The sequence below is a fragment of the Aminobacterium sp. UBA4834 genome (assembly GCF_002400205.1).
Taxonomy (GTDB): Bacteria; Synergistota; Synergistia; order Synergistales; family Aminobacteriaceae; genus Aminobacterium; species Aminobacterium mobile.
Map to the genome: position 1 here is coordinate 62,251 of NZ_DHFC01000017.1, position 25,697 is coordinate 87,947.

27 protein-coding genes and 2 other annotated features are annotated in these 25,697 nt (G+C 44.1%); of the genes, 3 read left to right on the plus strand and 24 right to left on the minus strand.

The features are described from left to right. Positions 1 to 39: 39 nt before the first annotated feature. From B3L97_RS05960 to rpsO, 15 genes are all read right to left on the minus strand, one after another. On the minus strand, positions 40 to 2,388 hold the full coding sequence (locus tag B3L97_RS05960; protein ID WP_286934561.1) for an endonuclease MutS2: 2,349 nt from the start codon (positions 2,386 to 2,388) through the stop codon (positions 40 to 42). Next, a complete protein-coding gene (locus B3L97_RS05965) occupies positions 2,375 to 2,920 on the minus strand; it encodes a CvpA family protein (protein WP_024822467.1) in 546 nt (181 codons plus the stop codon). The genes B3L97_RS05960 and B3L97_RS05965 overlap by 14 nt, the downstream gene beginning before the upstream one ends. Next, on the minus strand, positions 2,917 to 3,171 hold the full coding sequence (gene zapA, locus B3L97_RS05970) for a cell division protein ZapA (protein ID WP_024822468.1): 255 nt from the start codon (positions 3,169 to 3,171) through the stop codon (positions 2,917 to 2,919). The genes B3L97_RS05965 and zapA overlap by 4 nt, the downstream gene beginning before the upstream one ends. A 17-nt stretch (positions 3,172 to 3,188) precedes the next feature. Beyond that, positions 3,189 to 3,488: a hypothetical protein gene (locus B3L97_RS05975; RefSeq protein ID WP_024822469.1), complete on the minus strand. Its 300-nt coding sequence runs from the start codon at positions 3,486 to 3,488 to the stop codon at positions 3,189 to 3,191. Positions 3,489 to 3,518: 30 nt separating this feature from the next. Next, positions 3,519 to 5,921 (minus strand): phenylalanine--tRNA ligase subunit beta, encoded by a 2,403-nt coding sequence (pheT, locus tag B3L97_RS05980; RefSeq protein ID WP_286934564.1) that lies wholly within the window; start codon positions 5,919 to 5,921, stop codon positions 3,519 to 3,521. Next, a complete protein-coding gene (gene pheS / locus B3L97_RS05985; protein ID WP_024822471.1) occupies positions 5,915 to 6,961 on the minus strand; it encodes a phenylalanine--tRNA ligase subunit alpha in 1,047 nt (348 codons plus the stop codon). Before pheS ends, pheT begins: the two co-directional genes overlap by 7 nt. Then, on the minus strand, positions 6,958 to 7,653 hold the full coding sequence (locus B3L97_RS05990; protein WP_286934566.1) for a potassium channel family protein: 696 nt from the start codon (positions 7,651 to 7,653) through the stop codon (positions 6,958 to 6,960). Before B3L97_RS05990 ends, pheS begins: the two co-directional genes overlap by 4 nt. 10 nt (positions 7,654 to 7,663) lie before the next feature. Continuing rightward, entirely contained in the window at positions 7,664 to 8,983 is a 1,320-nt protein-coding gene (locus B3L97_RS05995) for a TrkH family potassium uptake protein (RefSeq protein ID WP_286934567.1), read from the minus strand. Positions 8,984 to 8,985: 2 nt separating this feature from the next. Next, positions 8,986 to 9,345, minus strand: a complete 360-nt coding sequence (rplT, locus tag B3L97_RS06000) for a 50S ribosomal protein L20 (RefSeq protein WP_024822474.1) — start codon at positions 9,343 to 9,345, stop codon at positions 8,986 to 8,988. A gap of 62 nt (positions 9,346 to 9,407) precedes the next feature. Further along, positions 9,408 to 9,605: a 50S ribosomal protein L35 gene (gene rpmI, locus B3L97_RS06005; protein ID WP_286934569.1), complete on the minus strand. Its 198-nt coding sequence runs from the start codon at positions 9,603 to 9,605 to the stop codon at positions 9,408 to 9,410. Between the two features lie 43 nt (positions 9,606 to 9,648). Further along, a complete protein-coding gene (infC, locus tag B3L97_RS06010) occupies positions 9,649 to 10,272 on the minus strand; it encodes a translation initiation factor IF-3 (protein ID WP_024822476.1) in 624 nt (207 codons plus the stop codon). A 19-nt stretch (positions 10,273 to 10,291) separates the two neighbouring features. After that, positions 10,292 to 10,416: a sequence feature (ribosomal protein L20 leader region), on the minus strand. A 34-nt stretch (positions 10,417 to 10,450) separates the two neighbouring features. Next, positions 10,451 to 12,355 (minus strand): threonine--tRNA ligase, encoded by a 1,905-nt coding sequence (thrS, locus tag B3L97_RS06015; RefSeq protein ID WP_024822477.1) that lies wholly within the window; start codon positions 12,353 to 12,355, stop codon positions 10,451 to 10,453. Between the two features lie 44 nt (positions 12,356 to 12,399). Then, positions 12,400 to 12,629: a binding site (T-box leader), on the minus strand. Positions 12,630 to 12,690: 61 nt separating this feature from the next. Continuing rightward, positions 12,691 to 13,131: a dUTP diphosphatase gene (gene dut, locus B3L97_RS06020; protein WP_286846327.1), complete on the minus strand. Its 441-nt coding sequence runs from the start codon at positions 13,129 to 13,131 to the stop codon at positions 12,691 to 12,693. Beyond that, the gene (locus B3L97_RS06025; RefSeq protein WP_286934571.1) at positions 13,128 to 15,404 is read right to left on the minus strand and encodes a polyribonucleotide nucleotidyltransferase; all 2,277 of its coding nucleotides are present in this window, start codon (positions 15,402 to 15,404) and stop codon (positions 13,128 to 13,130) included. The genes dut and B3L97_RS06025 overlap by 4 nt, the downstream gene beginning before the upstream one ends. A 145-nt stretch (positions 15,405 to 15,549) precedes the next feature. Then, on the minus strand, positions 15,550 to 15,816 hold the full coding sequence (gene rpsO, locus B3L97_RS06030) for a 30S ribosomal protein S15 (RefSeq protein WP_024822480.1): 267 nt from the start codon (positions 15,814 to 15,816) through the stop codon (positions 15,550 to 15,552). 253 nt (positions 15,817 to 16,069) lie between these two features. Here rpsO and B3L97_RS06035 point away from each other — a divergent pair, with 253 nt between their 5' ends. Together B3L97_RS06035 and B3L97_RS06040 are read left to right on the plus strand one after the other, a co-directional pair. Then, complete coding sequence (locus tag B3L97_RS06035) at positions 16,070 to 16,750, plus strand: response regulator transcription factor (protein WP_286846329.1); 681 nt, start codon at positions 16,070 to 16,072, stop codon at positions 16,748 to 16,750. Between the two features lie 118 nt (positions 16,751 to 16,868). Further along, complete coding sequence (locus B3L97_RS06040) at positions 16,869 to 17,879, plus strand: sensor histidine kinase (protein ID WP_286934572.1); 1,011 nt, start codon at positions 16,869 to 16,871, stop codon at positions 17,877 to 17,879. Between the two features lie 88 nt (positions 17,880 to 17,967). On the opposite strand, the gene B3L97_RS06045 is transcribed toward B3L97_RS06040, so the two are convergent. The 8 genes from B3L97_RS06045 to B3L97_RS06080 form a co-directional block, all read right to left on the minus strand. After that, positions 17,968 to 19,371, minus strand: a complete 1,404-nt coding sequence (locus B3L97_RS06045; RefSeq protein ID WP_286934574.1) for a DegQ family serine endoprotease — start codon at positions 19,369 to 19,371, stop codon at positions 17,968 to 17,970. Between the two features lie 128 nt (positions 19,372 to 19,499). Continuing rightward, complete coding sequence (locus B3L97_RS06050) at positions 19,500 to 20,261, minus strand: prolipoprotein diacylglyceryl transferase (protein WP_286846332.1); 762 nt, start codon at positions 20,259 to 20,261, stop codon at positions 19,500 to 19,502. A 3-nt stretch (positions 20,262 to 20,264) separates the two neighbouring features. Beyond that, positions 20,265 to 20,903, minus strand: coding sequence for an RNA-binding cell elongation regulator Jag/EloR (jag, locus tag B3L97_RS06055; RefSeq protein ID WP_286934576.1), 639 nt, complete (start codon positions 20,901 to 20,903; stop codon positions 20,265 to 20,267). Between the two features lie 40 nt (positions 20,904 to 20,943). After that, on the minus strand, positions 20,944 to 21,735 hold the full coding sequence (locus B3L97_RS06060; protein WP_286846336.1) for a YidC/Oxa1 family membrane protein insertase: 792 nt from the start codon (positions 21,733 to 21,735) through the stop codon (positions 20,944 to 20,946). A 14-nt stretch (positions 21,736 to 21,749) separates the two neighbouring features. Next, positions 21,750 to 21,995, minus strand: coding sequence for a membrane protein insertion efficiency factor YidD (gene yidD / locus B3L97_RS06065; protein ID WP_286934577.1), 246 nt, complete (start codon positions 21,993 to 21,995; stop codon positions 21,750 to 21,752). Continuing rightward, the gene (locus B3L97_RS06070) at positions 21,996 to 22,370 is read right to left on the minus strand and encodes a ribonuclease P protein component (RefSeq protein ID WP_286846338.1); all 375 of its coding nucleotides are present in this window, start codon (positions 22,368 to 22,370) and stop codon (positions 21,996 to 21,998) included. A gap of 26 nt (positions 22,371 to 22,396) precedes the next feature. After that, entirely contained in the window at positions 22,397 to 22,561 is a 165-nt protein-coding gene (gene rpmH, locus B3L97_RS06075) for a 50S ribosomal protein L34 (RefSeq protein WP_414630720.1), read from the minus strand. A gap of 45 nt (positions 22,562 to 22,606) precedes the next feature. Next, positions 22,607 to 24,571, minus strand: a complete 1,965-nt coding sequence (locus B3L97_RS06080; RefSeq protein WP_286934578.1) for an ATP-dependent DNA helicase — start codon at positions 24,569 to 24,571, stop codon at positions 22,607 to 22,609. A 102-nt stretch (positions 24,572 to 24,673) separates the two neighbouring features. Between B3L97_RS06080 and rpsT the strand changes: the two genes are divergently transcribed. Then, positions 24,674 to 24,964: a 30S ribosomal protein S20 gene (gene rpsT, locus B3L97_RS06085; RefSeq protein WP_286846342.1), complete on the plus strand. Its 291-nt coding sequence runs from the start codon at positions 24,674 to 24,676 to the stop codon at positions 24,962 to 24,964. 59 nt (positions 24,965 to 25,023) lie between these two features. On the opposite strand, the gene holA is transcribed toward rpsT, so the two are convergent. Beyond that, a partial coding sequence (holA, locus tag B3L97_RS06090) for a DNA polymerase III subunit delta (protein WP_286934579.1) occupies positions 25,024 to 25,697 on the minus strand: 674 nt, incomplete at its 5' end.

Sequence of the window (25,697 nt, forward strand, 5' to 3'; positions counted from 1 at the left end):
CACGTATCAGATCGTTCTTTATTGTATGCAAATACATATCTATTTTTTAAAGGTGATAATGGTTACCCCATACCCGCCTTCGCCAGGTCCCCCCAGTCGATAATTTTCTACATAACTAAGATGGGCACAAAGGGTATGTACTTCCCGACGTAAAATTCCTTCTCCTCGGCCATGGATAATTTCCACGCTCCCGTACCCCGCTCTCATGGCCTGGTCCAAATACTTTTCCACGAGGGGCATTGCTTCATCTACAGTCATGCCACGAACCATAAGGGAGTTTGGTACTCCTTCCGGCCTTACTATCTTCGGGGAAGGAGGCAACATGGCTTCCCTCGCTGGTTTAGAGGCACGAGTTAAAGTGCTTATAGGAACTTCCATGCGAATGGCCCCTGCCAAAACCTCAGCTTTTTTCCCTTTTAGAGTAACAATTGTACCAGTAATATCTGTTCCTGATATTTTTACTGTATCCCCAACTTCGGGATGAAACCCTTCACTTTTCATCTTTAAAAGCGCCCTCTTCTCCTCTCTTTTCTCCAGCTCTTTTCTCTTCTCCCTAATTTTTTCTCGTTTAGGGTGCAATGCTCGTTGCACAGCAGACTTGGCCGATTCATCAAGAGCCCGAAGCATACGTCGCGACTCTTCTTCAGCTGCGACCAATATAGAAGTAGCCTTTTGTTCAGCCTGCGAAAGAATTTGTTCCTTCTGTCGCTCAAAACAAGCTTCTTTTTCCTGAAATTTTTCCCGTCGTACCGCAAGCTCCTGTCGGGCTTTCTCTATCTGTTTCTGTTCGGTGTCCAAATGAGCTTTTCGTTCTTGTAGATCTGTTATAATATCTTCCACCGAAACTTCTTGTTCTTTAAGAGCCAATCGAGCTTTCGCGAGGACATCGACAGGCATACCATACCGTTCAGCAATATATAAGGCGTTACTTCGACCGGGAATACCCATTAACAAGCGGTAGGTGGGAGCGAGAGTCTCAGCATCAAACTCCATACTAGCCGTTTCTACATATTGCGTCGTTAAAGCATATCTTTTAATAGGGTTGTGGTGAGTCGTCGCCAGGGTTACACACTTCTTTTCTCGCATTGTGTCAAGTAATGCTACTCCTAAAGCTGCCCCTTCCTGAGGATCGGTCCCAGCCCCCAACTCATCAAGCAACACAAGAGAATGACTATCAGCTTCCTCGATAATATGGATTATATTTTTTAAATGGGAACTAAAGGTCGATAAGTTTTGTTCAATACTCTGTTCATCGCCAATATCAGCATATACGACATTGAGGTTCCCCACAAAAGAACCTTCCTCGGCAGGTATGGGCAACCCGCACCATGCAAGAATAGTACCAACACCTACAGCCTTTAAAGTCACTGTTTTCCCACCTGTATTAGGGCCAGTAACTACTAATATGCGAAAATCCCGACCGCATTCTATAGAAAGAGGAACGCCATGCTCGCCTAAAAGGGGGTGGAGCAATGAATGGAAAGCAAAAAGAGGTTTCTCGGCCAATAAGGGTAACTTCCATTTTTTTTTGTCCATAACAGTTGTTACAGCATAAAGTAAATCTATTTGGCCAAGAACCTTCTCTGCATCTAAAATAGCCCGCTCACGTGAAAGAACCTGGGCTGTGATCTCGCTAAGAATTCTTCGCTTCTCTTCTTCTTCGTCTCGAAGAAGAAGAACGAGGCGGCTGTTCAGATCCGCCATACTTCGAGGTTCCATGTACACTGAATTACCTGATCCTGAACGATCAACAATAGTTCCAGGGAATCGGGAAGCAAACTCCTGTCGAACAAGAACCGTAAAGCGGTTTTGACGATAGGATAAAATCTTTTCCTGCAACATAGAATTAAACCGAGGATTTGAAAATATCGACTGAGCGCGGGCGCGGATAGTTTGCCGCACAGAATCTTCACTCTTCCTAATTCTAGACAGATCCGGTGAGGCTGAATCAAAAAGGTTACCATCCTCATCTAAAACAGAAAGAGCCTTCATTTCCTGCGAAAAGTCACGAATTTTACGCAAAAGCACCCCAAACGGTGGAACTTCTTCTTTAATAGAACTAAGAGCTGCCTTTATTTTTTCTGCAAGAAGCAAAAGAGTACGAACGGAAAGAAGCTCTCTCCCCAAAAGAAGCCCCGTTTTTCGTGCCGATAAGAGAAGATCTTCAACGCTATCTACATTTTGTGTCCAAGGGAAATCCCCGCTACGGTCTACATAATCTCTATACGCTCGTAAGAGCTCTTGTCGTTGGTAAAGATTTTCAAGATTCTCGCTAGGAGCCAAATGAGCTAGAGTCTGGAGTCCTAAATTACTTCGTACATTTGAGGCAAAAATTGAAAGGACCTTATCCATTTCGAGAAGGCGCCATACGTCCTTATGAACTTTCATGTGGGAGTTTTTCCCCTCCTGTAATATATTGCATATGATATTCCATGTTGCTCCTTCCTTCAAAAAATGAATAGATATACGGCCAAGCAGAAGAAGCAACTCGCATAGAAATACTTTTTTCCATCCATTGGAGAGAAAAGAACGGGGACAAAGCTAGAAGGATAGCATAGAGAAACATGACCAAAACTATGGCTTTTAAAGCTCCGGCAATAGAGCCTAATATACGATCCACAAAAGAAAGGGCCGTCCAGCGGAGGAAAGCCTGAACAATACGGCAAAGGACAGTACTAGCCACTACTGCTACAAGAAAAAACAACACCATGGCAAGAATCATTACTATAGAATGATTTCCAGGCCATTTAGTCAGATACCACGTAGCTACACTTGGGGCAAAACGCCAAGCCAAAACAACTCCGCCTACTGTCCCGAGAAGAGAAAAAAACTCTCCTGAAAGACCTCGAAACAGCCCGCGAAGACAAAAGAACACTATTAATATGGCAACAGCGACGTCTACACCTAAAGCAAAGCTCATGACGAAACCGAGTCTCCTTCAGCCTCTCGAAGAACTTCCTGCAAAGACACTCCCACGCGGTCGAGACAATAAGCAAGATGAAGGCTGACCAGAAGCAAAAGATGCTCCTGGGCAACCTCCGTTCCTATAGTATTGGCAGCTTCATTCAGCAAGGAGAGAACCCGACGATACGTTTCTTCATCAAGCGCTGTCTTTAGATTATATTGCCGTTTCCCTATTTTGAGAGTTACGTCCCGTAAAGGGATAGACAAAGGATCCAACTCCTCCACTAAGAATTACGCCCTGATTCCAACTCTTCTGGAAGAAGAGCGTTGAGCTTATCGTAAACGCTCTTGACCTGACTGTCCAGTTGCGCTTTATCTTTTTGAAGAGCCATTTTTTCTCGTTCCAGCAATTCTATGTTACGCTGAAATTCTTTCGTTTCCCTAATATGCTCTAATTCTTTTTCAGAAACCTTATTTCGAAGCAGAGATGCTTCTTTCTTCAGCTGCTCATTCTCATCTTTAAGCTTAATAATAAACTCTGCTAACTTTCCAGCCAATTGTTCTATGGAATTAAGCGTTACCATTCTATAACCCCCATTCCTCTCTCTGCAAAATTATCGAAGGGTATAGCCTTGTACAACCATTTCTTCTCTAACTTTATTATGTACAGCATCCACTTCTTCATCACTGAGGGTACGAGCTGGATTACGGTAGGCTAAAGAAAAAGCCAAACTTCGTGTCCCTTCCGGGATACCCTTCCCTACATAAACATCAAAGAGTCGAAGGTTCCATAATAGTTCCCCTGCCGCCTTGCGTATCTCCATTTCCACATCACCCGCTAATTTCTCCTGAGAGACAATAAGAGAAATATCGCGATGTACCGCCGGATAAGGCGGATTTTCAACAAAAACAGGCTGGCGTTCCGTCAAAAGAGGCTCTAACGCCAACTCAAAGACATAGATGGGAGATCCCAGATCGAGCTCTCTTTCCAGAGAAGGCTTAAGACGTAGCAAATATCCCACTCTATTCCCATTAACGAAAACATGGGCCGTCTGACCACAATGGCCAAAAGGCTCTGTTCCAGGAATAAAACGGCATGCGTACCCCCGACTAGATATAATGGCCTCCACATCTCCCTTAACTGAAAGGAAATCTTCCAAATCACTATCTTTGTGAATTTTTCTTATATCTCGACCAGGGTAAACGAGGCCGGCAATGTGTTCTTCTTCTTTTATGCCACTCTCAGCTTCAGCATCTTGCAAGAAGACCCGTCCTTGTTCAAAAATACGCACTGCCTCTCTCCAGCCGGTACGTAACGATGAAGCAAGCGCATTTAAGAGACCAGGTATCATAAAAGTTCTCATAACAGATAATTCTGTGCTCAAAGGATTAGAGAGCGCAGAAAGATAAGCCCTTCTATCGTCTTCTGGAAGACAGAAAAGCTTGGTATAGGATGGAGGAAGGAAACTATATGTTATGACTTCCACATACCCACGAGCTAAAGCTATCTGTCGTAGATGAGACCGAAGTTCCATTAAAGCGCCATGATCACCCCGGCTACTCATATTGCGAGGGAGACGACTCGGCATATCATTGTAGCCCCGAATTCGAGCTACTTCCTCCACAAGATCTTCCTCTATGGAGACATCAGGCCGATACGAAGGGACCTGAAACTTTCTTATATTATCCTTCTTCTCTTTCTCTATAAAACCCAAGCGATTAAGAATGCGAGAAGATTCTTCCAAATCATCCCAGAGCAAAATTCTTTGCAGTTTCTCTCTCGTTAAAGCGACATCCCTGCTTGCTGGAATATCATTGATTGCCGACAGCACATTCCATTCTGTATGAGCAGCTCCCCACTCCTTTAGAAGAGACAAAACACAAGCCATAGCTGGGTAGACAAGCTCTGGATCTACTCCTCTAGCATACCGGAACGACGCTTCGCTATTCAACCCTAAGCGGCGAGATGTTCGACTGACCCGAACAGGATCAAAACTGGCACTTTCTATAACCACGTTTTTGGTAGTATCACAAATTTCAGTGCTTTCTCCTCCCATGACTCCAGCAAGAGCAATAGGGACACCGTTACTCGTAATGAGGAGGTCTAACGAGTCAAGCACTCGCTCTTTCCCATCAAGAGTTGTCATATGCTCTCCGTCCTTCGCGGATCGCACCGTTATTTCCCGTTCAGGCAAACGGTCTAAATCAAAAGCATGGAGAGGTTGCCCCATAAGAAGCATTACTAAATTAGTCGCATCCACAACATTCGAGATCGGACGCATCCCCATGAGAGAGAGAAGGATCCGTATAGGTAGTGGAGACGGCCCTATTTTCACATCTGTAGCGAGCCCCAGAAGATAGCGGCGACACCCTCCGTCCTTAAGAGTAGGTGTACGAAAATCCATCGGCCAAAGTTGTCCTTCATCGGGACGATTTTTCATATTTTTTCTTCCTACGGCATCGGGGAAAAGAGCATAAATTTCTCTAGCTATACCAAGTGCACTGAGTAAATCTCCTCGATTAGGCGTTACAGAAACATCTAAGACCGCATCGTCTAATCGAAGATATTTTTTCAGGTCTGCGCCTACAGGAGCATCGTCTGGCAAACGTAAAATGCCAAATTCATCAGCAATATCAGGTAATCCAATTTCTTCGGCAGAAAGCATCATTCCCTGGCTCACTATCCCATCAAAATCTCGCTCAGACAACACTGTCCCGTCGGCAAGTACTGCCTGCGGAGGAGCATAAGGAATCAAATCTCCCTCCTTAAGATTGGTAGCAGCCGTTACACAATAGGCTTCACCTTTTCCATAATCCAACTGAACTACAAAAAGAGAGCTTTTATTAGGATGAGGTTTAAGGGATATAATTTTCGCAACCCATACTCCAGATAATTCTTCACAGGGATAGGTAATACCTTCTATCTCACAGCCAGTTACCGTAAGTTTTTCTGCTACATCTTTTAATGAAGCAGGAATAGAAACAAGACTATTTAACCAATTCCAGGACATTAACATGATTTATTCCTCCCGGAAAGAAGATAGGGAACATTCCCTTCAAAAAGTACGCGGAGGTCCGTTAATTTGTACTTCAATAAAGCTATACGATCAAGCCCCATTCCCCAAGCAAATCCACTATAAACTGATGGATCTATTCCGCCAGCTTTCAATACGTTAGGATGAATCATTCCAAGTCCGCCAATTTCCAACCACCCAGTTCCCTTACAAATTCGACAATGAGGATTTTTCCCAGAACACTCTATACATTCTATGTCTAGTTCAAGAGAAGGCTCGGTAAAGGGAAAATAACTTGCCCGGTAACGAGCAGCCAACGGTCTGCCGAAAATACTACGTATGAGAACTTCTAGACATCCTTTCAAGTCTGCAATAGAGACATCGCGGTCTACTAAAAGTCCTTCTACTTGATGGAACATAGGAGAATGGGTCGGGTCACTATCGCGACGATATACTTTCCCCGGGCAAATAATCCGCAGTGGAGCTCCATATTTCAGCATGGAACGAACCTGCACAGGAGACGTATGGGTACGAAGCAAGTGTTTGTCATCAAAATAAAACGTATCCTGCATATCTCGAGCGGGGTGATAAGAAGGAATGTTCAGAGCCTCGAAATTATGAAAATCATCTTCTATCTCTGGACCAAGAGCCACTGAAAACCCTAAACCAGAAAGAATGTTAATTACATCCATAGTAACCTGAACTACTGGATGGAAGCTTCCCCATAAACGTCCTCGAGAAGGAAGTGTTACATCTATCTGATCTTGCATTTCAGCAATCTCTGCTTCTCGTTTTTCCAGAGAGACCTTACTCGATTCCAGATTTTCTTCCAACTCATCTCTAAGTTTATTAACGAGCTGTCCTACTTCTGGCCTTTTCTCGGGAGGCAACGAACCAAGAGTCTTCAACAGAGCAGTGACTTTCCCTTTTTTACCGAGGAAGTGAACCTTTATCTGCTGTATCTCATCTGCCGTTCGAGCCTGTCTAAGCTGGTCGAGGAAATCTTTTCTACACTTTTGAATGTCATCGTATATTTCACTCACGCCCCATTACCCTCCCTTTTTCGTTCTTCCTGAATAATTTCAAGCAGTATATCCAGGTCTTTCTTTTTACCGGCTATCAAAAGTCGGTCATCCTTTTCAACAACTGTATCGGCAGAAGGAAGGAATCTTGACCCCTTCCTATCGAAAAGCAACACCATTGCATTATACTTTTTCCTAAATTCCTGTTCTGCCAAGGTCTTACCTATCATCTCAGCAAGAGGAAAAATTTCACCCACAAGATAATCCCCGCCGGGAAGTTGGGAAAAACTCGTCAACCAAGGGTGAACAAACTGTTCCGCTACCCGTTGCCCCATATCTCTCTCGGGGAATATGACTCTATGGGCTCCAACACGGGAAAGCACCCTTGCATGGAGAGCTGTTTGGGCTCGTGCTACAACGAGAGGGATATTAAACCCCTTAACAATTGTAGTGGCCAAAATACTGGCTTCCACATTCTCCCCAATAGTAACAACGGCTATATCCGCCTCTTTAGCGCCTACTTTTATAAGAGCGTCTTCGTCGGTAGCATCTAACTGAGCTGCTAAATCTATAATATCCGCCACTTCTTCTACCTTAAGAGGGTTTGCATCAACACCTACAACATATTGATTCAATGCAGCCAGTTTCTCGCAGAGAGAAAACCCGAAACGCCCCAAACCAACTACTAATATCATTTTTCGCTCTTCGGCCATAACAAGCCTCCTAGCCTATCGGTATATTCGTTGTAGCATAGCTTACATTATCTCTCGTCTCATGACTCACTATGCCATACATGAATGTAAGGATACCAACCCTCCCCCAGAACATCAACAAGACAAGGATCATTTTACCTATAGAAGAAAGGGAAGAAGTGACACCCAACGAAAGGCCCACTGTCCCCATAGCGGAAAAAGCTTCAAAAACAAGGGTATGGAAAGGAACTGATTCTGTTATAGATAGGGCAATCAAACTCATCAAAACTGTACTGAAATAAAGGACCGTAAGCGTTAGTGCCCGCCGTATATTGTCAATAGGAACAGCTCTATTCCACAGAACAATATGTTTTTTTCCTCGCAGCTCTGCGAAGGTGGATACTATAAGCAAGCCAAACGTTGTCGTTTTTATGCCACCACCAGTAGATCCAGGAGAAGCCCCTACAATCATGAACAAACATGTTATAAACAATCCCAGAGAGGAAAATTGCGCTTGATTAATTGTATCAAATCCCGCTGTACGAGGAGTAATACTTTGGAAAAGAGCGTTCCAAATTTTCAGAACAGGAGACAGCCCTTGAAACGCACCATTCCAGTCTGAAATAAGGAAAAGAGTCGTTCCAACAGTTATCAATCCTGCCGTAACAATCAAAACAAAACGGCAATGAGGGGCTAAACTCTCACCCCGAATGGTGTATCGCCAAACTCCAGATAACACAAGGAATCCTGCACCACCAGAAACAATAAGAAACATAACAGTCGCCGGAACCCAAAACGTATTGGCATACCCCTCTAAATTGTTGGAGAAAAGAGAAAAGCCTGCGTTACAGAAAGCACTTATACTGTGAAAAACAGCGAGGTACAGTGCTCGAACAGGAGAATAGTCTTTAACAAAAGCAATAAAGAGAGGGATGCAGCACAGCCCCTCTATGAGAATTGTCATTTTAAGTATTTTCATTAAAAGGCGAACTGCTCCGGCGGGAGTATCCAAACCTAATCCCCCAGCAAAAAGGAGCCGTTGACGGATCCCTATCTTTTGACGCAGCAGCAAAAGAAGAGCTGTAGCGGCAGTCATAACCCCTAACCCCCCAAGTTGTATCAGGGTCAAAACAACCCACTGAGAGGCTAAACAAAGGTCCTGTCCAGTATCCACAACAGAAAGCCCAGTAACACACAAAGCAGATGTCGCTGTAAAAAGAGCATCAACAAAAGCTATAGGCTTCCCCCACGCCATATTGAGGACCCATATAAGGAAGGTTCCTACCACGACTAGCGATAGGAACCCTCCAACAATTGCCCTCTCTACTCTGAGAGAACTATAGGTTTTCAAAATTACAGCCCCAAAGCGTCTCTAGCCTGCTCCACCAATCTTACAAAGGCTGGCATATCGTTAATAGCCAACTCAGAAAGCATCTTCCTATTGATAGAGATGCCGGCTTTCTTAAGCCCATTCATCAGGGTGCTATATGACATCCCCTGAGCACGTGCCGCAGCATTAATACGAGTAATCCACAAACGACGAAACTCTCTTTTCTTAATCTTACGATCATCATAAGCCCTTGAAAGGGAATGAAGGAAAGCTTCTCGTGCTCTTCTGTAAACATTTTTCTTTCTGCCCCAATATCCTTTTGTAATGGCAAAAAGTTTCTTTCTTTTCTTATTGCTTGTGCTACCACCCTTAACACGAGGCATAGCATGTCACCTCTTTCAATCTATCTATTAAAAGTTTTAAAATCTATGAATGCATCTTGCCCCTAGCTATAAGGAAGCAGCCGTTTCATATCTGTAGCCAATGCATCAGAAACATATCCAGCCTTACGAAGACGACGAATTCTGCTTCTGCTCTTCCCTGTCAAAAGGTGCCCTCTTCCATTTTTCCTATAAGCAAACTTTCCAGTACCTGTAGCTGCAAATCTTTTTTTCGCACCAGAATGGGATTTCAATTTAGGCATAATAAATACCCCCTTCCAATAAAGAAATATAATCCTCCAACGTTTATTCAGTTTTTCCAGAGGAAGAACCCTGGTTCGGATTATCGGTGTTTTGATTGTTCTGGTCTTTTTTCGGCTGTTTATTACTCCCTTCCTTGGGCTTTACCGGCCCTGCAGGAGTAATCATTATCCTCATGTAGCGGCCTTCCATTCGAGGTTCGCCTTCATGTTTCCCCAAGCCTTCGCAATCGCGAATCACTCTCTCCAAAACCTCCCGCCCCTTGTCAAGGAAAGCCATCTCACGACCACGGAAGAAGACAGAGACCTTTACTCGATGCCCATTCTTCAAGAAATTCTGCACAGCCCGAACCTTAAAATCATAATCGTGCTCATCAATTTTCGGGCGCATCTTCATCTCTTTCAAGGTCTGGCCCTTTTGTTTTTTCCTTGCATCCTTTTCTTTTTTCTGCTGCTGATAACGATATTTACCGTAGTCAAGAATGCGACATACAGGCACTTTAGCCTGAGGAGCAACCTCTACAAGGTCCAACCCTCTTTCTTCAGCCATTCGTAAAGCTTCTTCTACAGCAGTTACACCTATTTTTACTCCGTTTTCATCGATCAGCAGAACTTCCCTCGCGGTAATTTCCTCATTGACGCGGGGTTCCCCTTCTTCTCTCTTGGCTATAACCTTTCACCTCCGTGATAAATATAAAAAAGGGCCGATGGAAAACCACCGGCCCTCATACTGTACGCACATAAATCTTTTACAGTCTAACCAGGCAACAGCTATTTGCGTCACCAGGTGAGAGGGTGGCCTCTACTTTGATAGAGAGAACTATATCACAGTCTTCTAAATATAGCAATTACCTACAAACAAGAGGGTTAAACTCCTCTTTAAGTAATATATTTAAGAACTTTTCTATAGACATGGCACCGAGATCTCCTTTACTCCTCTCTCGAGGAGCCACTTCTCTATTTGACATCTCCTTTTCCCCAAGGACTACCATATAGGGAATCTTCTGCATTTGAGCGTCACGAATTTTCTTTCCTAACTTCTCATCTCGGCTGTCTACTTCCACACGAATACCTTTATTTGCTAATTGCTCCTGCACTTCCTTGGCATATCCCAAGAAATCTTCAGAAATAGAAAGTAATTTCACCTGCACTGGGGCCAACCAATAGGGGAAAGCGCCGGCATATTGTTCTATAAGTATGCCAAAGAATCTCTCCAAACTTCCTAAAATAGTCCGATGAAGCATTACCGGACGGTGCTCTTTTCCATCAGCGCCTACGTAAGATAGGTCGAATTTCTCAGGCATCTGGAAGTCAAGCTGAATCGTTCCACATTGCCAGGTCCGACCAATACAATCCTCAAGATGAAAATCTATCTTCGGCCCATAAAAAGCCCCATCTCCAGGATTTATATGATAGTCCATATTAGTTTCCTCTAGCGCCTCTTGCAACGCCCCTTCTGCTACACGCCACTGTTCCTCTGATCCCATGGAATTCTCCGGCCGGGTGGAAAGTTCCATTGTATACTTAAAACCAAAAACGTCTCTGTAAATATACTGACATAATCTCATAATGCCCTTTATTTCATCTTTAACTTGATCTGGCGTACAGTAAAGATGAGCATCATCTTGGGTAAAGCATCGAACCCTCATTAACCCATGCAACACTCCTGATCGCTCATGTCTATGTACTGTGCCAAGCTCCGCCATACGCAACGGGAGATCCCTATAACTTCGGATCTGGTTTTTATAAATAAGAATTCCACCAGGACAATTCATAGGTTTAATAGCAAAAGGCATCTCATCAATCTCTGTGAAATACATATTATCTCGATAGTGATCCCAGTGCCCAGAGCGGATCCAAAGGCTGCGGTCAAGTATAAGGGGCGTTCTGATCTCGCAATATCCGTTTCTTTCGTGCACCTGCCGCCAGAATTCCGTCAATTTATTGAGAATCACCATACCCTTGGGGTGGAAAAAGGGAAAGCCAGGCCCTTCAGGCTGAATACTAAACAGATCAAGTTCCTTCCCTATTTTCCGATGATCCCTGTTTTTAGCTTCTTCAATTTTTGTAATATACGCTTCCAACGACTCTTCATCAGCAAACGCAGTTCCGTAGACACGAGTTAACATTATGTTTTTCTCGTCGCCCCTCCAATATGCCCCTGCCACTGAAAGAAGTTTAAAGTGTTTTATCCAGGATGTATTGGGGATATGAGGGCCACGACATAAGTCTACATAATCTCCCTGCTTATAGAGACTTACTGTAGGAGCATCTATCTCTTCTATAAGCTCTACCTTATAGATCTCATTGCGCTTCTTAAAAAACTCTATAGCCTCTTCTTTAGAAAGCTCAACCCTTTCAAGAGGAAAAGCTCGCTTCGCTAAGCGATGCATCTCCTTTTCTACTTTTGGAAGATCTTCTTCCGATATAGTTTCCGGCAGTTCCATATCGTAATAAAAGCCATCTTTAATAGAAGGCCCTATCCCAAAACGACTCTCAGGATAAAGAGTCTGGAAGGCCTGTGCCATTAAGTGCGCTGTTGAGTGGCGAAGAATTTCTAACCCTTCCTCGCTCTTTTCATCAACAACTTCAAGCGTTCCGCTCTCATGAATATCTGCCGATAGATCTAGAAGCTGACCATTCAGCTTGGCTGCCACTGCCCCTTTATGGGCACCCCACTTCTTTAAAACGTCTAGAACCTTTCCTTCTTCCAGAGACAATTCCTTGGCATCTGGCCCTTTCAATTCAAACATCTGAATACCTCCCTGCTGAAAATAATCAAGCCCACATCGCTCTTTCTGGAGACGATGTGGGCTTGATCGCGGTTCCACTCCAGTTCCAACTTTTTATTAAAAGTTGGCCCTCTTTGCACTATAAGGGGCACTCCCCTGCACCTTATCCTTTAAAGGCTTCGATGCCGACTCCAGGATGGTTTTCGTAAAAGTCCGCTGGAAGAGGCTTTCAGCCTATAACCTCTCCTCTCTGTTCAGCTTGAACTTAAACTACTCTTCCCTTCATTGCCGTAGATATTCAGATACGCCTATTTGGCGAGATTTATACTACCTCTGCGCCAGAATGTCAACCAGCATCAATTCATTCCAGTACTTCCAAAACCGCTCTCTCCCCGCTGTGAAAGAGAGAGATTGGAAACTTCTTCCCATTCTAGCTGCGCTACGGAAGCTAGAACCATCTGAGCTATTCTATCTCCTGGTTTTACGTGGTAAGGAGACTCACCGTGGTTAATCAAAATAACCCGTATCTCTCCACGATAATCGCTATCAATAGTGCCTGGAGCATTAAGCACCGTGACGCCCGAGCGTAAAGCTAAACCACTACGAGGTCTCACCTGAGCCTCATAGCCTTCAGGTAACTCTATGTACAGTCCAGTCCCTACGCTTCCCCATCCTCCTGGCTGTAGCACCAACTCTTCTGAAGCCCTAAGATCCACTCCTGATGAATAAGGGGTCCCGTATTCCGGTAAAGGGATGTCCTTACTTTGCCGGACAATTTTTACCGAAACTCGTCTCATCGGCGAGGGTCTCCCTGAGAGCGGCGATCCTGCCCCCCTCTTTCTTTTCCACTGCGATCATACCCACCGGTACGGCGCCCAGTGCTTGTGGGACGAGTGGCAGCGGCAGCCGCCATCTGAGAAGCAATAAGAGTTTCTCGTGTTTTTTCTTCGTTTAAAGAGGAGGCGAATCCTTCTTTTACCACCCGATCTTCTTGGTCAAAAAGTTTTTTACGAGTCAAATTCGTCCGTCCCATATCATCTATTTCCTTTACCATGACAAGGACAGCATCCCCCACAGAGAAGACATCCTCTACTTTCCCTACACGATGAGGGCTTATCTCGCTTATATGCAAAAGCCCCTCTTTTCCAGGGAGGCACTCTACGAAAGCACCAAAATTCATTATTCTGGTTACCTTCCCGAGATATATCTCTCCTGGCTCTAACTCCTTCGTTAGCCCCCTGATCATAGCAAGAGCTTTTTCTACCCCTTCGCTGGTCGTACTCGCTATATAAACTTCCCCTGAATCTTCTATATTAATTTTCGCACCAGATTCTTGCGTAATGCTGCGAATCATCTTACCACCTGGCCCAATAACATCTCGTATCTTTTCAGGATCAATATGAGTAACGTAAATTCGAGGAGCATACGGAGAAAGTTCCGTAGGCTGGGAAATGGCCGATCCCATAATATTGAGGATAGTCATTCGACCTTCTTGGGCCTGATTCAAAGCTTTCTTAAGGATATCTCGCGTAATACCTCCAGCCTTATTATCCATTTGCAGGGCAGTAACACCGTCTCGAGTTCCAGCAACTTTAAAATCCATATCTCCATAATGATCTTCCAGACCTTGAATATCCGTAAGGATTTCTACTTTTTCTCCCTCTTTGATAAGCCCCATAGCTATTCCAGCCACGTGCTTTTTTATTGGAACTCCGGCTGCCATAAGGGCCAGACTTCCACCACAAATCGAGGCCTGAGAGCTGGAACCATTGGATTCGAGAATATCAGATACTATTCTAACGACATAAGGGAAATCTACTTCATCTGGAATCATAGGGCGCAACGCTCGTTCTGCCAACGCTCCATGACCAATCTCTCTTCGTCCCGGCCCCCTCATGGGGCGAACTTCACCAACAGAGTAAGGAGGGAAATTATAGTGAAGAATGAAGCGTTTATTTGGCTCATCCTGTTTAAGGCCGTCCAAAATCTGATCATCAACACCCATCATACCAAGAGTGGCAACAACAAGCGCTTGAGTCTCACCTCGAGTAAATAAAGCTGAGCCGTGTACCCGTGGCAATACGTCCACTTCACATGTGATGGGACGAATTTGGTTCATTGCTCGCCCATCGACTCGTACATGTTCGTCTAGAATACGGGCTCGCATAGTCTTTTTAACCATCTCATCAACCGCAGCGCTAATGTACCCTTCAGATTCAGGATAGGTTTCTGCAAAACGGTCTATTGCTGTATCTTTAATAGACTGAATCCTATCTGCCCGGGGTTTCTTCTTATGAATACACACCGCTTCATAGACACTTTGCTGCATTGATTCATGGAGCCATTGATCTATATCTGGCAATACCTCTGGGGCTGGTATTTCTACCTTTTCTTTCCCCATCTCTTTCCGCATCTCTTCCTGCAGCGCCACTATCTTTTTTATCTCTGCATGGGCCAGATCCAAAGCATCTACAAGAAGTTCTTCCGATACTTCATTAGCTCCAGCCTCCACCATTGTAATACCATCTTTATGACCAGAAACAAGCAAATCCAGTTTAGAATTTGCCATCATTTCTTCTGTCGGATTCACTACAAGCTGATCATCTATATACCCGATTCGCACCGCGCCAATAGGGCCTCCCCAAGGGATCTCAGAAATCATAAGGGCTGCAGAAGCTGCGTTAATGGCCAACACACTCGGCGGGTTCAACTGATCTACAGATAGAACCGTAGCCACAACCTGAACTTCGTATCTCAGATTTTCATCAAAGAGGGATCGGATGGACCTATCCACAACTCTAGCACTCAATATAGCCGTTTCAGTAGGACGTCCTTCTCTTTTAATAAACCCACCTGGAATTTTCCCGGCCGAATAATAACGTTCCTCAAAATCCACCACTAATGGGAAAAAATCTATTCCCGTTCTCGGGGTATCGTTGATACAGGCAGTTGTTAAAACTACTGTATCTCCAACTTGGGCTACAACAGCTCCATTCGCTTGTTTAGCCACTTTCCCCATCTCAAAGGTCATAAGCTGACCTCCGATCTCGATTGAAAATTTCTTTTCCATACGTTGTTCCTCCTCTATTTTCTACCTCTTCGAAATTCACTGGATAAGAATAACACATTGAGCAAAAAAAGTGCGAGAGCCAACAGCCGCTCTCGCACAAAACTTTCATTCTTTTTTAAGAAAAAAAGATCTAATCTTCACTCGATTAGTGACGAAGCCCAAGTCGCTCAATCAGCTCTTTGTATCTGTTAAAATCTTTGTCTCTCAGATAGCGAAGAAGCTTACGCCGCTTACCAACCATCTTAAGAAGCCCCCGTCTTGAATGGAAGTCATTCGTATGCTTTTTCATGTGTTCCGTCAGTTCTCTAATGCGAGTGGTTAACATTGCAACCTGAACCTCAGGAGACCCAGTATCAGCACTGTGTGTACGAAATTCCTCAATGATCTGCTGTTTCTGCTCTTTCTCTAGCATATAACTCACCTCATAGGCTAAAATCCCGAAACCAAGAAATACATCTACCTGTATATCCTAGTAAAGGGTCTTAGCAATATTATCACGATGATAAGATTCTGACAATTGCCCATTCCGTAGAAAAATACCCTCGGCAAAAATACAGAATTTTATAGAATATCTAATTCTGCACTCGACATGGTTTTAAAGATATGGTTAAATAATAAAGAGTTAACGTAAATTGCAAAAATCTAGGAGCGGGGGGGGGATAGACATGTCGTTGCTTATTATCGAAGATAATAAGGATCTTGTCCAGGTTCTCGCCGAAGGCTTTGCAGAGAGTGGGTACTCTGTGGAGCGAGCTTATACAGGAGAAGAGGGCCTGGAGAAGGCAAAGAATCCAGAATGTGAATGTATTATTCTGGATCTTATGTTGCCAGGAATTAGCGGTCTAGAAGTACTTGACAGACTTCGGGCCGACGGAGTAGTTACACCTATCATTATTTTGACAGCCAAAGACAGCGTAGACGATAAAGTGGAAGGCCTCAATAAAGGTGCAGATGATTTTCTTGTAAAACCTTTTGATTTCCGCGAGCTACTTGCACGTGTTAGAACGTTGTTAAGACGGAATGTAGACCTACAACATCATTTACTTCACTGTGGACCTCTCACAATGGATCCTGTTGCTCGGGAATGCCGAGTAGAAAATGATGTTTTACCACTGAGAAGAAGAGAGTTCGATATCTTGGATCTTCTTTTGCGTCATGAAAATCAGGTTTTTACCAGGGAAAAGATTATTTCTCAAGTTTGGCAAAAAGAATATGATGGAACGAGCAACGTAGTGGATGTCCATATTAAATATTTGCGAGACAAGCTTCGCGAATACGGTTTGGACACAATTGTAGTAACCGTACGAGGAGTAGGGTATAAAGTTAGTTGCCCCGAGTGCAGTTAAACGGGCGCCAACAATGCGCCAGTGATAAGCTTTGCGACCTCGCAAACTACTCAAACTACTGAAGAGATTCTCTTATAATGTTATAACAAGACGGGGGGGCAATCTGAAGTTAGTCAGGTTGTCCCTTTTTGCCATGCTTGTTATTTTTGTCTCTATTGTAGCTGGCATCTGGTCCTATAAGACCGGGAAAATTATCATTGCGCACTTGTTCTGGGCCGTAACAATTGTAATTCTTACTTTTCTTTTTTGTTATTGGCATATGGAGCTCCGTTTTATGATCCCCCTCCGAAAGGTAGCTATCAGTTTACATAAACAGCGAAAGAAAGAAGACCATGTTCGAATCCCTTTTCTCGGGGAGCAACCAGTACTAGTGGAACTGCGCAATAACGTAAACGACCTTCTGAACCAGTATGACGAATCCATGGCTCAGCTTAAGCAGCTTTCTGCCGATACAAGTCACGAACTGAGAACGCCTCTTTCCGTTATAAAAGGGAAAATAGAGATAGCCCTTATGACCCCAAGAGAACCTCAATATTACCAACAAAAGTTTGAAGAAATTCGAATGCATGTAGATAATATGCAGCAAATAGTCGAGGCCATTTTGGAGCTATCCCGTTTCTCAAAATTTGCAGGTCCCGAATGGATGGAGCCAATAGACCTTCTTATGGCCGCCGATGAAGCCTGTGAAAACATGGCTCCTCTCATAAAGAAATCAAGACACCAAATCCTGAAGCAGAAGCTTTCTTTTGCTCCAGTTTTTGGGAGCCTGGATTTGCTTACTCGGGTCGTCTCAAACCTTTTAGATAATGCCAGCAAATACACTCCCGAAGGGGGAACCATCGGAGTGGAAACATGGAGCGATATAAAAAAGCAAAAAGCTTATCTGAGGGTATGGGATACAGGACAAGGTATGGATGAATATGCCATTCAAAAGTGCCGAGATCTCTTTTGGCGTGCCGATACTGCTCGAACTGGCGGCGGCTATGGACTTGGCCTCTCTTTGGTACAACGTATAGCAGAACTCCATCGAGCTCAAATGGATATACAATCAACAATTGGGAAGGGGGCTTCGTTCACCCTTGCTTTTAAGTTAGACAGTAACGCACTTTCCGATTATGACACCTACTAAACAACCCGAGAGCTTCTGGGATGTGACTCCCCTAGAAGCTCTCGGGTATTATTTTATTTGATTTTGATTATGAGTTAAAACAAACTCACTAAAAACTCATAGACACAAAGAACGTTCGTCCATCCCGCGCAAGAAGAAGCACCACAGAACGGTCTTTCTCACCAACAGCCCTATCCAAGTCGCTTACTTTGGCTATTTTTCGCCCGTTAGCTTCTAAAATCATATCTCCCTCTCGAATGCCCGACCTCATAGCAAAAGAGCCAGCTTCAACCCCAACTATAACAATACCATCATCTCTCTTAAGTCCATACTTCGAACGCAGCTGACTTGTAACATCACTCACCCGCAAACCGATGGTACTTAAAAGCTCTGAAGTCTTAGGAGCCTGAGTTGTATCCTCTGCCCCATCTGGAGAAGAAGATACTTCTGCCAACTTCACCGTTACTTTTTGCACATCTCTTTTCCTGACGATGTCAATCTCTACTTTGTCTCCAGCCATAGATTGCCGAATTTTATAGACAAAATCTTGATGGTTTTTAATTTTATTCCCATTTACAGCTGTTACTACATCTCCACGCTGAAGCCCAGCCTTTGCCGCAGGAGAGCCCGGAACCACATCGCTAATAACAGCTCCTTCCTCTTCTTTTACGCCATAAGCTGAGGCAAATTCCTTGGTAAGAGGCTGGACATACACTCCTAACCATCCTCGTTTAACTTTGCCATATTTTACCAAGTCATTCATAACCTGCTTCGCCATGTTTATAGGAATAGCAAAACCTATCCCTTGAGCATACGGGACAATAGCGCTATTAATGCCCACTACTTCCCCAGAAAGATTAATGAGGGGGCCGCCGCTATTCCCAGGGTTAATGGCCGCATCAGTTTGTAAAAAACCTTCAAAATTAACATCTCCAGCATGGATACTTCTATTTTTAGCAGAAATAACTCCCACCGTTACAGTGTGTTCAAGTCCAAAGGGGTTTCCTATGGCTACGACCCACTCCCCTACCTCCAAACGATCAGAATCACCCAAGTTTAATACAGGAAGTTTCTTTGCTTCGATCTTAATGACAGCCAAATCAAAAGTGGGATCTGTGCCAAGAACCTTCGCCGGAAACGTTCGGCCATCCGAAAGAGTCACTGTAATTTTATCAGCACCTTCTACTACATGGTTATTTGTCAAAATCTGTCCCTCTTCTGTTACAACAAAACCAGAGCCACGACCCTTCATTGGAATAGTGCGAGAAAATCGTTGAAACTCATCGCCAAAGAACTGCCTGAAGATAGGGTCATCAGGGAAAGGCATTACTGACCGAGTAACCATGGTTTCCACGTCAATATTCACTACTGCTGGAGACGTTTCTTTTGCTATCTTAGCCACCGGATTCCCCGTAAAAACATCCTGCGCCAATATAGGAGTCGTGCTCATGACCCCGAAAAGAACCGCCAAAACGGCGATAAAAACAATCACATTACACGTTCTTTTCACCATACTTCACCTCCGCTAAAATATCTCTTGTTCATTACACTCTTATTGTATAAGGATTAAAGGAAAAGGCATCGTAGGTTTTACCTATCTCATAATAATGAACTTTCCTGGTCTCGGTGCTGCTACTAAAACTATGGTCGACGCATTTGAACAATGGAAAAGACACCCCATACTGCACCTGTGATTACAAGAAAGGAACTGCTCATAAAAAATGAACGCCTTTGGGCAAACCAATCGATACGCAAAGGATCGATAAGGAAGCGGGAACAACCATATAAAAAGCAAAAAAGAGGCCAAAGAATCGCTTGGTGATGTTTTCTTTCTAATGCACCTATTCGTCCCTCTACTTCTTGAAGAATCCAGAGTATTGCAAGGGCACTAAAAGCATAATAAAGCTCTGTAGGATGACGAAGAAGCCGATTTGGATCAATGGGAAAACGTATCCCCCAAGGAAAAGAAGTCTCCACTCCGGCGCAACATCCGTTCAAAAAGCACCCCCATCTTCCTATAGCAAGAACTACGGAAGCAGGCAAAGCAGAAGCCTCTGTAACTCGCCATAATGGGATCTTCCGTACCCATAAAATGATAAGGGTGCCCAAAACTCCTCCTATAAAAGCATGGAAGGAAGAAAGACCTCCCTCTCCAAAATAAAACAAGCGCAGGGGGTTTTCCCAAATAATGCCAGGATGCTTAAGATATATACTGACGCTCATTCCCGCTATAATACCTAAACCTGCTCCTGACAATAAAAATATTACATCATGTGGAAGCAGCCCATAGCGAATCACTGAACGAGAGTATGTCCATAAAAAACCTACAAATAAAGCAACGGTCCACAGCATATAATAGCTGTAGACCGTAAAAGAACCAAGATGGAACAAGACCTGATGCATCTTTTAATAGCGTCGCTTTCCTCGCTGGGATAGCGTAGGGCAAATTATAACTTTTCGAGACGGCTCTTCCCCCACAGATCGAGTGGTTACATCTTCTCTATCCTTCAGTGCCAAATGGATAATCCGTCGCTCCCAACTCGTCATAGGCTCAAGATAGGCAGGTTTCCCTCTTCGTATAGCCTTTCTGGCAGCAGCAAGAGCTAAACGTTGAAGACTTGCCTCTCTTCTATCACGGTACCCATCGCTATCTAGATGGAGACGCCCTTCTCTATTTTCATCACGAAGCATTAGGTTCAGCAAATATTCCATGGCTTTCAATGTCTCTCCGTATTTGCCAATAACAATACCTGCATCTTCTCCAGAAAGATTCAAAACTCCTTCTTCGGAACCGTCTACTGTAACAGACAAATTCATGAAAGATAAAAGATCTGTGGCCACCTCTTCCCCTTTCAAAACACAAAGAGGGGCTACTGGCCATACTTCTACTCGAAGTTTTCTTCCCAGCAAACCAAAAAAGCTTTTTTCCTCTTCTATAATTTTGACAAAGAAATCGTCAGGGTTCAAACCAAACCGAGCCGCAGCCTGTTTTTTAGCTTCTTCAACAGAACTTACTTCGAACACCATTTTGTCCTGCTCTGTCATTGATAGTCCTCCCTCAACACAAAACCCTGTGCAGGATATGCTACTCTTCTCCTTTTCCAGAGGGTCTATTTTTATGAAGTACGGGCTTATTCTGTAACTCCACAGCAGTTTTTTTGGTAATCCACCACTGCTGAGCAACTCCCAGAAAAGAAGAAACCCCCCAATAAAGCAAAACGCCTCCCGGCAAACTAAGACAAATGAAGGTCAGGAAAAGAGGCATAAACCAGCTCATCATTGCCGCTTGCGGATTCCCAGAAGAACTCAGTTGTTGCTGAGCCCACGTAAGAAATCCCACCACCACAAGGAGAAGAAGGTTGCCGCCATATACAGAAACATGTACCAATCCAGCAGGATTTGAAAGGATTCCAGAGAGGACAGTCATGGCTCCAATTTTCGTTTCAGCAGAAAGAGATACCGCCTTTGCCAAGGTCGTTAAAACCGACCCTTCAAGGCTGATAAATCCTAAAAAAGGTTCACTGCCAAAATTGTAATTCATAAGCAACCGGAAAAGAAGGATCAAGATCGGAAGTTGTACGAGAAGAGGTAAACATCCAGCAGCTGGATTCACCTTATTTTCCTTGTACAAATTCATAATCTCTCTGTTAAGAGTCTCCTTGTCATCCTTATATTTCTCTTGCAGCATTTTCATACGGGGTTGCAGCACCTGCATTTTCTGCATGCTTACCATCTGTTTATGCGTTAGAGGGTGAAGCAAAACCCTCACAGCTAGAGTCAGCAAAATAATAGCCAGACCCCACGATCCTGTCAAATTATGAAGTGTTTCCAAGATAAGAAGCATAAAATCCCCTGCTGCTTTCCAGAGAGCACCCACTCTATTCACCATCCTCAATCAGAATTATGCAATTTAGGGTTATTAGGCACAGGATCATATCCTCCAGGGTGCCAAGGACCACATTTTAAAATACGAATCACCCCGAGACGTATACCTATCAATACCCCATATTTCTCTATGGCCTCAAGAGTATATTGAGAGCAAGTAGGATAAAATCGGCAATTTTTGCCCAACATAGGAGAGATACATTTTTGATAGAAACGAATCGCCGCTACAGCACATTGCGTTCCTATTTTCATTCAATTATCACTTCGATCCTTCTCAAGGTCCCACTTTTCTCCTGGCCATACATCGTTAAGAAGCCCTAACCCTTTCAACAACTTGGCCATATCATAATATACTTCTCGGCTTCCTGCAGAAAGCCCTGCTGTACGAAGAGAGAAAACATACCAATATGGCCCTTTCATCCAAGGGAGAAGCCGACGGACTCCTTCCCTTAAAATACGTCTCCCCCTGTTGCGAACATGCGCTTTCCCTTGACGCTTCCCCACTGCAAAACCGACTCTGGTACAGCTATCTGGCGCCTGAACAAACAGCAACCGCACCAGCTCGCCTTTGGAGCGACTGCCGGTGCGGAAAACATGATCATATTCCCAACCCTTTTTGAGTCGCACAGAGCGTGAATACCCGAGTTTCAAAGCTACACAGTCAGGCGTTTACGCCCCTTGCGTCTCCGGTTGCGAAGAATTCTCAATCCGCTGGGAGAGCTGGAACGGGCAAGGAAACCCATTTTTCTCTTTCGCGGTCTATTATGGGGCTGAAAAGTACCTTTATTCACGACTACACCTCCCAGAAACAAAGTCACACACAGACGCAAAAAGACTGAAAATCAATCAGCTTTGATACTATATCACACCGTTTTCCCATGAGCAACAGAATTGGTTTTAACAGATAATCGTCTTATAGGTACTGGTGGCAAATCTCTACGTATATGCCAGCTCTGCCTATCTATTACACGGCCATCGAGAATAACGGCTCTGCCACGATCATGACTGGAACGAATGAGACGACCTATAGCTTGGCGAAGGAGCATACGAGCTTGAGGAAGAGTTACAGAAAGAAATGCTTTTTTCCCCTCTAATTCGTTCCTAGCCTGTATTATGGGATCTTTGGGATGGGGGAACGGAATGCGATCGATAATGACTTGCGTTAACCCTTCTCCCGGAACATCAACCCCTTCTCTAAAAGAAACGCTGCCGACAAGAACACTGGAGACATTTTCCCTAAAACGTTCCAATAGTTCTGTACGAGGCAAATCGTTCTGGACAAACACATCATAGTCTCTTTTAATTCGCTTCATCCACTCCCCTACTTTTTTGACGAGACGCATAGAGCTTAAAAGGACAAGAGAGCTCCCTCTGTTCTCGTCACAAAGATGCTCCACCACACGACACACACGTTCATCATATCCTTCATCAATCACTCGAAGCCCTAAATCTACAATCAAAACTTCCATTTGATGGGGCAAATCGAAAGGAGAATTCAGAACACACGTTTCAGTTGGTTCTATGCCTGTTTCTCTCTGCCAGAATTCAAAAGAGCCACCCACTGTCATCGTTGCAGACACAGCAAATATTTTTTTCGGGTTTTGAGAATGAAGGCCTTCAGAAACACTAGCAGAACAAACTGTCGGTTCACTTACGAGTATCCGTTTTTCACGCCAGTATGCCCACTCAGGGAAGTGCTCAACAGCCAAGCACCAAAGAAGAGAATCAGAAAAAAGCCTCAACTCTTCTACCCAAGCTAAAGCTATAGCCAACTGATCTTCATCTCTATTAAACCCCTCATCGGCTCTAAACTCGTCCACCTGATCTAAGATTTTCAAAGCCTCTTCTATATGGGAAACCACGAGTTGCCCACTACGAAAAAGCTCGTCATTTTTAGAGGGGATTAACACGCCATCTGGAGTTGACACTTCCAATAGTTCAAAAAGACGATTCCCCTCCTCTCTGGCTAATGAGAGTTGATCTCGTAAAGTTATTACATTCTCTTCTCTCGTTTGTAAATAAGATTCCGCTATCGATGCTCCCTTGCTCCGCAATAAACGAACCAGATCTTCCCAAGCAACACTTACAGAAGTTACAGATCGGGCAGCATCTACCATACGATGAGCTTCATCACAGATTAAAATGTGGAAATCTACTGGGAAAGCCTTTCCCGCTCCAAGAACATACGCAAAGTACATATGATAATTAGAAACAACAACATTCCAGTCTTGGGCCTTTTTAAGAGCCTTTTGGACAAAACACTGTTCTCTATAAGGACATCGATGGCCTAGGCACCCTCTCATCTGGGCTGATACCCTGGGGAAAATGGGAGAGTCTGAGGGGAGCTTGAGCTCTGAAAGATCGCCAGTCTCCGTTCTCTGTAACCACTCGGAAAGGTACATAGAAGCCGCACCACTATCTCCAAAAGAAAGGAACCCTTCATGCTCCATCTCTAACGCCCGGCGAAGACACACATAATTGTTTCTCCCTTTGAGAAGCCCATAAGAAAAATGAAGACCTAACACTTCCCCTAAACGAGGTAGGTCTTTTCGAATCAGCTGTTCTTGCAAGGTAATTCCAGCAGTGAGAACCAAAATCTTCTCCTCAGCAGGGATAGCCGCTAAAAGAGCTGGGATAAGAAGTGCAAATGTTTTTCCTACCCCAGTAGGAGCCTCTGCCGCTACAATGCTTTCTTCTCTTGATTCCAATACTTCCCAGACTTTTTGGGCTAATAATAATTGCGGTTCCCTATATTCATAATTATCAAAATGCTTCTCCAAGACCCCTCCTGGAGCAAATATCTGATTCATAGGGCTCTCTATAATCATCGGAATAACCTCTCTTCTCTATGGCGAAACCACAAGTCTATTGCTAATATATCAAAGAGCGTGTTAAAATGTGGTGCGTTTTATGGGGAGGAGGTGAAGGAAATGCCCAACAAGAAGTCCGCAGAAAAAAGGATGAGAACCAGCGAAAAGAACCGGCTTTACAATCGTTATTGGTCGAGCCGCTGCAAAACCGCAGTCAAGAAGGTTCTTGAAGCTGTTGATAATCAGGACACTGAGCTGGCCGAAAAACGACTTCAGGAAGCCCAGAGTGTTATTGATAAGGCTATAGTGAAGGGCGTTATGCATCGAAATACAGGCGCCCGCCGGAAATCGCTTTTAACCAACAAGGTTAAAACTCTCGCCGGAGAAGTTGTTGAAGTCAGCCAGGAATAAGAGGCTTCCACCCATAAAAATTTTGTTTTTTAGCTGAGTAAGGGATCAACGTCCTAGACTCAGCTTTTTTTATGAGAGGTCCTCTTTTGAGACAAAAGCCTTAATACGGATGTCTCCAAGCCCAACCATCCTTTACCTAACCCTGTTTTTTCCCCATAAGAAAAAGCTATTAGTCCCACCAAAAATCTGGAAAGATCTTCTTTAGAATAATTTTTTTTCGCCTCGGCTGCCATTTTCCACGCGTAATTTCGAATGCTCAAAAAGCTCGTGAGCTGCTTCTCTGGTAAAGATGGGAAAAAGGCTTGATAAAGTACAGGCCGAAATCGGTTGTAAATGGCTGCCACTAAAGGTAAAAAAGGCATACTTTCTCTCAGGTGGGGAAAGGCTTTTAGTATCTCTTCTCTATCCCCCTGACATAATCCATCAAGGAGACGAAGAAGGCTATTACGCCCCTCATCGAAAGAAAGAGCTTTGACAATCTCTGACGATATAACCTGTCCCTTCGCAAAAAAGCCAAGTTTCATTATTTCGCTGCGAAGCTCTTCTCCGTCTTCGATCCATTCCACCAATAAAGAAGCAGCTTCACGATCTATTTTTATTCCCTCATTCTTACAAAGCCCCAAAAGCCAGTTCAACCGAGCTGACGGCCAGAATGGAATTTCATCTGCTTTCAAAACAGCGGCATATCGAAGAGCCTCTCGAGGAATATATTTAGAAGGGCTCCCTTCGTAAA